We start from the raw sequence: 11,475 nt of genomic DNA on the forward strand, positions 1-11,475 counted from the left end.
GAAAAGTAGGTGCCGCCCCGCACAGGGGCGACGCTTGAAGCACGAAGGCAATACGCGGATGCCAGCGCAAAGGCAAACACCCAACACCAGCACTCGCGCACCAAGTACCAAGTACCAAGTACCAAGTACCAAACAGAGGAAACACATCATGAACTTCGGCTACAGCCAAAAAGTAGAAACCCTCCGCCACCGCGTACGCGCCTTCATGGACGAGCACATCGTGCCCCGCCACGCCCAGTGGCTCGACGAAGCGCATGCGGGCCACTTCCCCGCCTCCTTCATGGAAGAGCTAAAAGCAAAAGCCAAATCCGAGGGCCTGTGGAACCTGTTCCTGCCACACCTGAAGAACGACGAACCCGGCACAGCCCTGACGAACCTCGAATACGCGCCGCTCGCCGAGATCATGGGCCGCATCTCCTGGGCGCCCGAAGTCTTCAACTGCAACGCACCCGACACAGGCAACATGGAACTGCTCCACATGTTCGCGACACCCGCGCAACGGGAGCAATGGCTCACACCACTACTAGAAGGCACAATCCGCTCAGCCTTCGCGATGACAGAACCCGACGTCCCCTCATCAGATGCAACCAACATCACGACATCGATCCGCCGCGACGGCGACGACTACGTGATCAACGGCCGCAAATGGTTCATCACGAACGCCGCGCATCCGAACTGCAAGATCTTCATCGTGATGGGAAAAACAAACCCGGACGCGGAAACGCACCAGCAACAAAGCATGATTCTCGTGCCCGCAGAAACGCCCGGCGTGAAAGTCATCCGCAACATTCCCGTGATGAACCACATCTCACCGGAAGGCCATTGCGAAATGACATTCACAAACGTGCGCGTCCCCGCCACGAACCTGCTAGGCGAAGAAGGCAGCGGTTTCGCGCTCGCCCAGGCGCGGCTCGGACCGGGACGCATCCATCACTGCATGCGCTCGATCGGCGCGGCGGAACTTGCGCTCGAACTGATGATCGAGCGGTCGCAGGAACGCAAGACCTTCGGCAAGTATCTGCATCAGCACGGCACGATCGGCGAATGGATCGCAAAGTCGCGCATCGAAATCGATCAGGCAAGGCTGCTCGTGCTGAAGACCGCGTGGCTCATCGACGAAGTCGGCGCCAAAGCAGCGCGCAAGGAAATTTCGATGATCAAGGCGATCGTTCCGCAACTGCACACCGCCGTCTGCGATCGCGCGATGCAGGTGTTCGGCGCAATGGGCCTGAGCCCCGATACGCCGCTCGCCGATCACTGGACCTGGGGCCGCGCGCTGCGTTACGCGGACGGTCCCGATGAAGTCCACCTGCAGGCAATCGCGCGCATGGAACTCGCACACAGCAAGGAGACGCTGGGAGCCGCCGCCGCGTATCTGACCATGCCGCCGCGCGACTGAATGCACATACGGACGCAACGCATCGATGCCCTCGCTTATTATGTCGACTCGCCGTGGGGCCGGTGTAGGCGCTAAAGCGCCAACTCCGGCCGACACGCCATGGGACGGGAGTAAGCGCTAAAGCGCTAACTCTCCCTCGACTCGCCGTGGGGCCGGTGTAGGCGCTAAAGCGCCAACTCCGGCCGACACGCCATGGGACGGGAGTAAGCGCTAACGCGCTAACTCCCGTCGACAAGGAAACTCCGCGATGCGTCCACCCAAACTCGATCTGAACCTCTTCGTCGTATTCGAAGCGATCTACGACAAACGCAACCTGACGCGCGCGGCCGACATGCTGTTCATCACGCAGCCCGCCGTCAGCAATGCCCTCGCGCGCATGCGCAAGGCGTTCAACGATCCCCTCTTCGTCAGCACGCCGTCGGGCATGGTGCCGACGCCCCTGTCCGAGAACATCATCGGCCGCGTGCGCGAAGCGCTGCAATTGCTGGAAACGAGCGCAACGGAAGGCGACGTGTTCGTGCCCGCCGCGTCGGAGCGCACGTTCCGTCTCAGCATGCCCGACCTGACCGAGGCGATTCTCCTGCCCGCGCTCGGCGAAGTGCTGCAGCAGCAGGCACCCGGCATGCGCATCGAATGCTATTTCACGCCGCGCAGCGAAGTGGCCGCCGCGCTCGCGACGGGCAAGATCGACTTCGCAATCGACGTGCCCCTCATCGACGATCCGCAACTGCATCAGATGCCGCTCGGCAGCGACCGCTACGCGTGCATGCTGCGCCACGATCATCCGTTCGAAGGCGACACGCTGACGATGGACGACTATCTCGCGCTCGGCCACATTCAGGTGTCGAGCCGCCGCCAGGGCAGCGGCCTCGTCGACGCCGAATTGCACAAGCTCGGCAAGCGCCGCCAGCTGCAGATGCGCGTGCAGCACTACATGGTCGCGCCGCTCATCGCGCTGCGCACTGATCTCGCGCTGACTGCGCCCGTGCAGTTGCTGCAACGCTACGACGCGCGCATCCTCGCACTGCCGTTTGCGCTCGCGAAGCTCGAATGGCATCTGTACTGGCATCGCAGCGGCGAGCAGGACCAGGCGAACCGCTGGGTGCGCGGCGAAGTGATCCGGCTGATGAAGGAAATGGCCGAGGCAGGCGGCGTGTAGAACGTTGCCGCGCATCAGTGACGGCGGCAGCAACATCTGGTAAGGAAAGGCCTCTTTTCACGGCTGTTCCGCGTTTTGGAAACAGCCTGTTGCGGCGATCATCGCTTGAATCCGCAGGCGCGCGTGCGCCTTGCGGAGCGACCTGAGCGAATCATCGACGTAGAGAAAGACGTGAATACCTTGTTCGCACGAACGGTGCTGTTATCGGTGGCGATGTTGCTTACCGTGCATGTCGGTTATCGGCTGATCGAGTCGGTTTCTTTAGCCGCTGACGGCTTTCCTTCCAGCGCGCCGCAAGCGGGCGCGTCGTACGCCGCGCGCGAAGACACGTTCCTCGATACGGGCGACGCGGCGGGCATCGGCCCCACGCTGTCGATCCGTCCGCGCATCGTCGATCTCGGCGCGCCCGTCACGCCCAGCCTGCGCGCCGCCGTGTGGTCCGGTGCGCCGATGTCCATGCCGCTGTCCACCTCATTGACCACTTCAATGAGCGCATTCGCGCTGACCGACACCGCATCGCCCGATAGCTGGGACGACGCGCCCTTCTCCTACGCTTACGACCCGCGCTTCGCACCGTTGATCCTGTCGCTGCCTGCCGCGTTGATCGCGCTGTGCGCCTACTGGTTCTGCCAGATGCGGCGAAACCTGTGCGAGCTCGCGCAGATGGCGCGCAACGCGGACGCAGGCGGCACCGCGCTGCGCGCGCCTGATCGCGGCGTGTGCGACGTGCGCGTGCTCGCGCGCGCGTTGAACGACCTGATGGGCCGCCGCAGCCGGGCGCTCGACGAACAGTCGACGGCGCTCGCCGCGTTCTCGCGGCAGATCGACGCGCGCGTCGCCCGCTTGCGCACCCGTGCACTGAACGTCGCGCAATGGCACAGGCGCGTGGGGTTCATCGAAGACATCGACCTGTTCTCGAACGTCGCGCGTCAGTTCGTCGACGTCGTGGGACGCAGCGAAACGCAGGCGGCGCAGGTATGCGTCGATGCATGGCTGCACGACCGCTTCGTGCACGGCGCCACGCTCGACGACGCGAAGATCGTGCTGCGCCTGAATGCAGGCGCGGACTTCAAGCTGCCGCGCAACGCGCTGGAGCGGCTCGTCGGCAATCTGGTCGGCAATGCGCTCGCGCACGGCGCGCCGCCCATCGAAATCTGCACGACGCGCGGCGTGCGCACGTGGATGCTGAGCGTGCGCGATCACGGTAAGGGCATCAGCGAAAGCGAGCTCGCAGCGGCGACGCAGCCGTTCGTGCGCTTCACGTCGAACGAGACAACCGACGAACCACACATGGAACTCGGCGAACATTGGGGACTCGGGCTCGCGATCGTCAGCCGGCTCGCGCAGCATTGCGGCGCGAAGCTCAAGCTCGGCAATCATCCCGAAGGCGGACTGTGGGCGCGCGTGATCGTGTCGATGCCCAAGGCCCGCCTGAATTGACGCTCACGGGTTCCATGGCGGATTCCACCCGGTTGAAAGCAGAGGAAATAAGGCTCTCTTAAGCAGACGCCCCCTAGTCTGTGGCCTTTGTGCCGCGCTGCAGCGAAACACGACGCTCGACGCGGCGCCCTTCACTCACTTTCACGCCCGACGCCATGGAAAAACTGAATAACGCCGTCGCCAAGGTTCCCGAGGTCACGCTCGCGTTCTGGATCATCAAGATTGCCGCTACCACGCTCGGCGAAACGGGCGGCGATGCCGCTTCGATGTCGATGAGCCTCGGCTATCTCGTCAGCACGCTGATCTTCGGCGTCATATTTCTGGTCGCCGTGACCGCGCAGATCAAGGCGGACCGCTTCAATCCCGTGTTGTACTGGATCACGATCATCGCGACGACCACAGTCGGCACGACGCTCGCCGATTTTGCCGACCGCTCGCTGGGCATCGGCTACGCGGGCGGCAGCGCGCTGCTGCTCGGCCTGCTGCTCGCCTCGCTGCTGGTCTGGTATCGGACGATGGGGTCGGTGTCCGTCACGACCGTTTCGTCCTCGAAGGCCGAAATGTTCTACTGGGTGACGATCATGTTTTCGCAGACGCTCGGCACCGCGCTCGGCGACTGGACAGCCGACACCGAAGGTCTCGGCTATGCCGGCGCGGCGCTGATCTACGGCGGCCTGCTGCTGGCGATCGTCATCGCGCACTACGCGACGCGGATGCCGCGCACGTTGCTCTTCTGGGCGGCGTTCATCCTGACGCGCCCGCTCGGCGCCGTAGTCGGCGATTTCCTCGATAAGCCGATCGCAAACGGCGGTCTCGCGATGAGCCGCTATGGCGCATCGATCGCGCTCGTCCTGTTCATTCTGGTTTGCGGGACGCTTTTCCGGCAGCGGCCAGCGAAGGTTTCGCACTAGTTGCGCGATACGGCCGCCCACGCAGCGGCGCTAATTTGCAGCGCTGCGCCTGTGCAGACAGTCGTCCGGGCGCAGCTTGCTGCCCCGCTCGGCGACGGGCACCTTGCAGTTGTCGACGCGCTGGTCGTCGCTTGCCTTGTCGCCAAGACGTTCCTTGAGCGTTTTGGGTTCGCTTGCCGCGGTGTCTTCGGCTGCGGCGGCATGGGCCGCATGCGCCGACGCAGTACCACCCATCGCGACCAGCGCAACAAACACATACGCGATGGCGGACGTTGACGGCATCGCATGCCCTCCCGTGACTGTTGCCCAATATTAGGTCAACTCGCCGCCGTGAAGATTGCTTACTCATTCTTCCGAGCGCGCACCGCGTCCCAGCACGCCATTATTCGTTGGCAAATCCTGAGAACGATCCCTTTTCGGGCAACGTGCTCGCCGCGCAACGCTGGGATCAGCTCGATCCGGGCGCGCGCTGTGTCGGTGATTTATCCGCTGCATACGGGCGAACTCGGCGGGCCACTGCTGATGACTGTTCTGGGCGTCGGCGGCCTCGCGCTGTTCGGGCTTTCCGTGACGGGCGTCCGGCAGTGGTGGCGGCGTCGCAAGGCGCGCCGCGTGCCCAGCGGCACACGCAACCGCTAACGGCACCCATAGCGCCGAAACTGCTTTGATTCTGAACATTGATTGGTTCACTCGCGCGACGGCCTTCGCTACATTGAAGGCTTCGATCACAGCCGGGCGCGAGGGCGATCAATGGCACAGCTTCGACGCTTTGCATCCTTCACGCAGTCGCGCACTCTGCGCAACTTCCTGACGACAGCGGCCGCCGCGCTCGCCCTCAGCTACTTCGGAACCCCGCAATCCCACCGTTCGCCGGACTGAAATCCGCCGAAACGCGCTACTGGAACGCCTTAAAACGCTTGCGCTCATCCGCGATAACGATAGCGCTCGATATTATTTGCGCGGCCACGAGCGGCTCTCTACGATCTCGGCATCTTCAACCGATGACTTCTGAATCATGAAAACAACCAAGACGCTCAAAGCCGCACTCTTCTCCGTTCTGCTGACATGCGGGATTGTGAGCGCACAAGCGGCACTCGCCGCGGACCAGACGGTGCGCGTCGGCATCATGTCCGGCGAAGACGAGGACGTGTGGCGCGCCGTCGCGGCCAACGCGGCGAAGCATGGCATCAAGGTCAAGATCACGACTTTCTCCGACTACACGCAACCCAACGAGGCGCTCGCGCAACACGACCTCGACGCCAACTCGTTCCAGCACAAGCCGTATCTCGATGCGCAGATCGCCGCGCGCCACTATGACATCGTGCCTGTCGGCTTTACCTATGTGCAGCCGATCGGCCTCTATTCGCGCAAAGTGAAGTCGGTCGAAGCGCTGCCGCAAAACGCGACCATCGGCGTGCCGAACGACCCGAGCAACGAAGGCCGCGCGCTGCTGCTGTTGCAGGCCAACGGGCTCATCAAGCTGCGTCCCGACGTCGGCCTGCTGCCGACGGCTCGCGACATCGCGGACAATCCGAAGCATATCCAGATCAAGGAACTCGACGCGGGCATCGTGGGCCGCGCGATCACCGATGTGGACGCAGCCGTCGTCAACACCGACTGGGCAATCAAGGCAGGCATCCAGATTCCGCAGGAACGCATCGCGCAAGAAAAGGTGCCGGGCAATCCGTATCGCAACTTCATCGCGGTCAATGCGAAGGATGCGAAGGCGGCCTGGGTGAAGACGCTGGTCGACAGCTATCAGCAGGTCAATGTCGCTTCATCGATCCTGACCGTCTATCACGGCGCAACGCTGCCCGCATGGGACGGCGCACCGCAGCACTAAGCGCGCGCACTCGCCATGTCTATGACTAACCGACGCTCGTTCCTGAAACAGTCGCTCGCCGCCGCTGCGGCAGCGGCCGTGCCTGCCGCCTTCGCGCAAGGTTCACCGCGCACGCTGCGCATCGGCAATCAGAAGGGTTATCTGAATCTGCTGAAGGGACGCGGCACGCTCGAAAAGCGGCTCGCGCCACTCAATGTATCCGTGAGCTGGACCGAGTTCTCCGCGGGCCCCGTGCAACTGGAAGCGCTGAACGTCGGTTCGATCGATTTCGGCGACGTCGGCGAAGCGCCACCGATCTTCGCGCAGGCCGCGGGCGCGCCGCTCGCGTACGTGGCGGCGACGGTGACGCGGCCGCAATCCGAAGCCGTGCTCGTGCCGCCGAATTCGCCGATCCGCACGGTCGCCGACCTGAAGGGAAAGCGGATCGCGCTCAACAAAGGCAGCAACGTCCACTACTTTCTGGTGAAGCTGCTGCGCCAGCACGGCCTGCAATATGCCGACGTGAACCTCGTGTTCCTCGCCCCCGCCGATGCGCGCGCCGCGTTCGAGCGTGCCTCCATCGACGCGTGGGTCATCTGGGACCCGTTCTTCGCCGCAGCGGAGAAATCGCTCGGCGCTCGCGTGATTGCGGATGCGAGCGGCGTGGTCGGCAATCGCGCGTACTACTTTTCGTCGCAGACGTATGCGGCGAAAAATGCCGACGTGATCCGCATCGTGATCGAGGAAATCGGAAAGGTCGATGAGTGGGGCCGGCAGAACAAGGATCAACTGGCGAGCGAACTCGCGCAGTTGTGGGGCTTGCCGAAACCCGTCGTCGATGTGGTCGTGGCGCGCCAGCAGTTCGGCACCCAGCCCATCACGCGCGCGATCCTCGCCGAACAGCAGCAGATTGCGGATACGTTCCTCGAGCTTGGGCTGATTCCAAAGCATGTGGACGTGCTGAAGGCCGCGCCGCCGAACCTCGCGTAGCGCCACCCGTTTCGCGCGTTCCCGTTACAATCCAGCACTTCGATCGTAACAGGCAAACTGCGAGGCACACTGCGCGATGAAATTCCTTCCTGCATCGACACTCGCGGCGGCAATCGCCGTCGCGAGCACGGCTGCGATTGCCGCGGACTCCGGCTCGAACGGTAACCTCAGTTGCGCGATTGGCTATGTGACGGGCGTCGGCGGAGCGGCTGACAGCATGCGCGAATACCTCGCGACACCCGACCGCGACCGCTATCGCTACATTTCCGAACACCCGATCCAATGCCGCGTGAACGACGAAGGGCGCGCAACCGGCTGCGTCGGCGTAGAGAACCTTCGCAAAGAGAAGGTGAGCGTGTACGACGAGATCGACAGCGCGACGATGTCGGTCGTCGCGCGCATCGAACTCGAACATGGCCAGACGTATCCCGTGATTATCGTCGTGCAGAAGAAGGACGTGCGCTGCGACGATTGAGTTCGCCGCCCTTCCCCTTCACGTCGAAGACGGCTATTCGCTGGTGTCCGCGCCTGCTTCCGCGCTTTCGTCCTCACTTTCGTCCGTGTTTTCGTCCGCGTTTTCGTCCGTTAGCGCCGCCGTGATTTCCACCACCATCTGGTCGAGCAGCCCCAGCACGGGCGTATAACTCGTATGCACCAGATGCAGTTGCCCGCCGAACGTCGCCGCGCCGATCACCTGTTCATCGACGACACCCACCGAAACCGACGGGCCCCAGACCGCGTCGAGCGTGAGCGGGCCGAACCGCTTCGGCAGATTCACGACGCCCAGATTCGTGACCACTGCATCGTTCGCGAATGCCTGGGCAAACACGGCTTTCGCGTCGGCCGTTCCATTCACAGTGTCGAGCAGCGCGTGTGCCGTCAGCACGCGCTCTGCCAGTACCTCCGTCGACTCGATATCAGCGAACGCCTGTCCGGCGTGGCGCGCGCGGCTCCACAGGCCCGCGTCGCGCGGACCGTCGTCGGCGTGAACGACGCCGCTCGCACACATCGCAAGATGATCGCTGCCGTCGAGCAATCGACGCCGCAAATCGATGGGCGATAGTACGCGCGGTTCCTTCTGCGCATCGGCATTCAGAAAGCACATTGCCCGCGTGAACGCCGCGATCAAGGCCGACTGAACCGAGGTACGCTCGGCCCTTGAACGCTCGCGCAGCGCGCGCGTCATCGTGGACGTCAGACGCAGCGCCTCGACATGCGGCGCCGAACCGTCCGGCCGCCGCATCTCCAGCGGCGCACGCATGGGCTCATCCGACGGCACCGGCGCGCTCGAAGGAAGCTTCGGCGCGCCATGCTTCAGTTCGATCAACCGCTCTAGCGCCCTCGTCTCGCCGCTGCGCATCAGATTTTCGCCCGCCACCGCGCGCAGCAGATCGCCGAGCAACGACGTCAGCGACAACCCGTCGCCGATCGAATGATGCACGACGAGCACGATGACCGACCGTGCTTCGCCATGCAGCAGCGTCGCGCGCAGCAGCGGCGGATGCAGCTCATCAAAGGGTTGCGCGATTTGCGCGGCGACTTCATCCGTCCAGTTCGTCGAACCAACCCGCGCCACTTTCATCGGGACCGAACCATGCGGAACGGGCACGAATGCGGGCGCGCCGTTGTTGCCCCGTTCGACGCGCGACCACACGAGCGGCGAATGGTGCGCGATCAGATCGAGCGCGTCCTGCCACTGCTCGACGCGTGTAACGCCCGACACCTCGCCAACCATGGCGAAATGGTTTGGATGACTCTGATTCAACAGATAAAAGAATTTTTCCATTGCACCCAGCGAACGCGCGGCGCGGATCATGACGGGTTCGGCTAATGAATTCATAACGTCCTTCCATGTTTCGTTGGCGGTTGTATTTCGAAGAACGCCTGACGAATTTCGCTTATTCCCTCAACGCGTCAGAAATTTCGATGATCTGATGAATAGCACCGGGCGCTTCGCATTTCAGCACGCGCTGCGAAGTCGCATTGCCACATGCGAAGGCGCGAACTGGATGCAACGCTCGAACGCGATAAGCAAAAAACGTTGGAATAGGCGGCCCGCGACAGTTGTTATGGAGAGAGGTCCTATCTCAAACGGACCGTTTGAATCGCCCGAGAACCTCTCAGTTCTATTTATTAGCGATCCTATTTATATGCATCACAACGAATGAGGAAGTCGATGATGAAGACCTATAGACCTTTGTTCGCAATTTCACTCGCCGGCGTTCTGGCAGCCGGCCTCGCGGCGTGCGGCGGCGGAAACGATTCGCCCGCGCCGCCCACGCCGCCCACCAGCCCGTTCACGTCGACTGCACTGGTTTCCGACGGCAGCACCGCCGCCGCGCATACCGATCCGAACCTGCAGAACGGCTGGGGCGTGGCGTTCAATCCGAAGGGCACCTTCTGGGTGTCGGACAATACGACTCACAAGTCGACGCTCTATGACGGCAATGGCGTCGTGCAATCGCTCGTCGTGACGATTCCCGATGGCAAGAACGGCCCCGCAGGACCGACGGGCATCATCTTCAATTCGACTACGGATTTCACCATCAGCAGCGGCGGCAACAGCAGCAGCGCTGTCTTCGTCTGGGCCACCGACGCAGGCACGATCGCCGCCTGGTCACCGAAAGTGCTGCCGACGCAGGCCGTCACCGCATTCGATGACGGCAGCGCAGGCGCCAACTACAAAGGTTTGACGGCAGCCGCCGTGAACGGCCAGAACCTGCTGTACGCGGCGGACTTTCACAACGGCAAGATCGACGTGTTCAATACCGCGTTCACGAAGGTCCAGCTCGACGGACAGTTCAAGGACCCGACGCTACCGGCAGGCTTCGCGCCGTTCGGCATTCAAGCAATCGGCAACAACATCTTCGTCACCTACGCGAAGCAGAACGCGACGGCCAACGCGCAGGTCGTCGGAGCTGGACTGGGCGTGCTCGACGAGTTCGATCTCAGCGGCCACTTCGTCAAGCAGTTCGCCGGTATGGGCGGTGTGCTGAATGCGCCGTGGGGCCTCGCGCAGGCACCCGCGAACTTCGGCACGTTGAGCAACGATTTGCTGGTCGGCAATTTTGGAGACGGCACGATCGAAGCGTTCGATCCGAACAGCGCGAAGGATCTTGGCAAACTCACGCTGCACGACGGTCAGCCGTTCACGCAACATGGGCTGTGGGGTATCAGCTTCGGCAACGACGTCGACAACCAGCCGAAGAACACGCTGTTCTATGCGGCGGGGCCGAGCAAGACCACGGGCGTGTTCGGCCGCATCGACGCGTCGGCGAATTGATCGAGGATTATCGGAGAGCCGGGCTCTAAAAGGTTTGCGGTTTCGCCCCGCGCGGATGCTATTGCGGGTTTGGGGTTGGGTTTGCGGTTGGCATCCGCGGTTTGCTTTTGGTTTGCTAGCGTTGCCCTGTGCAGGGCGGCACCTACTTTGGGTTGTCCACGACGCTGGGTTGCTTGCCGGTCTTTTCGCTGGCATCCGCGCTACGGTGTTTGCCATTCACGCGTCGCCCCTGTGCGGGGCGGCACCTACTTTTGGTTGTCCGCGACGCCGGGTTGCTTGCCGGTGTTTTCGCTGGCATCCGCGCTACGGTGTTTGCCATTCACGCGTCGCCCCTGTGCGGGGCGGCACCTACTTTTGGTTGTCCGCGACGCTGGGTTGCTTGCCGGTGTTTTCACTGGCATCCGCGCTACGGTGTTTGCCATTCAAGCGTCGCCCCTGTGCGGGGCGGCACCTACTTTTCTTTGCCGCCGC

At 63.0% G+C, this 11,475-nt stretch carries 11 protein-coding genes; 9 read left to right on the forward strand and 2 right to left on the reverse strand.

Going from position 1 to position 11,475, the window contains the following annotated elements; all coding sequences use genetic code 11:
- The first annotated feature begins 148 nt into the window (after positions 1–148).
- The 4 genes from SB822_RS53550 to SB822_RS53565 all read left to right on the forward strand — a co-directional run bounded on the left by SB822_RS53550 (position 149) and on the right by SB822_RS53565 (position 4,909).
- The gene (locus SB822_RS53550) at positions 149–1,399 is read left to right on the forward strand and encodes an acyl-CoA dehydrogenase family protein (RefSeq protein ID WP_410858637.1); all 1,251 of its coding nucleotides are present in this window, start codon (positions 149–151) and stop codon (positions 1,397–1,399) included.
- 247 nt (positions 1,400–1,646) lie between these two features.
- A complete protein-coding gene (locus tag SB822_RS53555) occupies positions 1,647–2,558 on the forward strand; it encodes a LysR family transcriptional regulator (protein WP_410858638.1) in 912 nt (303 codons plus the stop codon).
- Between the two features lie 171 nt (positions 2,559–2,729).
- Positions 2,730–3,998: an ATP-binding protein gene (locus tag SB822_RS53560; RefSeq protein ID WP_410858639.1), complete on the forward strand. Its 1,269-nt coding sequence runs from the start codon at positions 2,730–2,732 to the stop codon at positions 3,996–3,998.
- Positions 3,999–4,153: 155 nt separating this feature from the next.
- Positions 4,154–4,909, forward strand: coding sequence for a membrane protein (locus tag SB822_RS53565; RefSeq protein ID WP_009770232.1), 756 nt, complete (start codon positions 4,154–4,156; stop codon positions 4,907–4,909).
- Between the two features lie 30 nt (positions 4,910–4,939).
- Here SB822_RS53565 and SB822_RS53570 read toward each other — a convergent pair whose 3' ends face one another.
- The gene (locus SB822_RS53570; RefSeq protein WP_410858640.1) at positions 4,940–5,191 is read right to left on the reverse strand and encodes a hypothetical protein; all 252 of its coding nucleotides are present in this window, start codon (positions 5,189–5,191) and stop codon (positions 4,940–4,942) included.
- A 189-nt stretch (positions 5,192–5,380) separates the two neighbouring features.
- Here SB822_RS53570 and SB822_RS53575 point away from each other — a divergent pair, with 189 nt between their 5' ends.
- From SB822_RS53575 to SB822_RS53590, 4 genes are all read left to right on the forward strand, one after another.
- Complete coding sequence (locus SB822_RS53575) at positions 5,381–5,548, forward strand: PepSY domain-containing protein (protein ID WP_410858641.1); 168 nt, start codon at positions 5,381–5,383, stop codon at positions 5,546–5,548.
- 376 nt (positions 5,549–5,924) lie between these two features.
- Positions 5,925–6,752, forward strand: coding sequence for a MetQ/NlpA family lipoprotein (locus SB822_RS53580; RefSeq protein ID WP_410858642.1), 828 nt, complete (start codon positions 5,925–5,927; stop codon positions 6,750–6,752).
- Positions 6,753–6,767: 15 nt separating this feature from the next.
- Positions 6,768–7,721 (forward strand): sulfonate ABC transporter substrate-binding protein, encoded by a 954-nt coding sequence (locus SB822_RS53585; RefSeq protein ID WP_410858643.1) that lies wholly within the window; start codon positions 6,768–6,770, stop codon positions 7,719–7,721.
- A gap of 76 nt (positions 7,722–7,797) precedes the next feature.
- A complete protein-coding gene (locus tag SB822_RS53590) occupies positions 7,798–8,196 on the forward strand; it encodes a hypothetical protein (RefSeq protein WP_410858644.1) in 399 nt (132 codons plus the stop codon).
- Positions 8,197–8,229: 33 nt separating this feature from the next.
- Here SB822_RS53590 and SB822_RS53595 read toward each other — a convergent pair whose 3' ends face one another.
- Positions 8,230–9,561, reverse strand: a complete 1,332-nt coding sequence (locus tag SB822_RS53595; protein ID WP_410858645.1) for a condensation protein — start codon at positions 9,559–9,561, stop codon at positions 8,230–8,232.
- A 336-nt stretch (positions 9,562–9,897) separates the two neighbouring features.
- On the opposite strand from SB822_RS53595, the gene SB822_RS53600 reads away from it, so the two are divergent.
- On the forward strand, positions 9,898–11,004 hold the full coding sequence (locus tag SB822_RS53600; protein WP_410858646.1) for a TIGR03118 family protein: 1,107 nt from the start codon (positions 9,898–9,900) through the stop codon (positions 11,002–11,004).
- Positions 11,005–11,475: the final 471 nt, after the last annotated feature.

This window comes from Paraburkholderia sp. SIMBA_054, assembly GCF_046534875.1.
In the GTDB taxonomy this organism is placed as follows: Bacteria; Pseudomonadota; Gammaproteobacteria; order Burkholderiales; family Burkholderiaceae; genus Paraburkholderia; species Paraburkholderia hospita.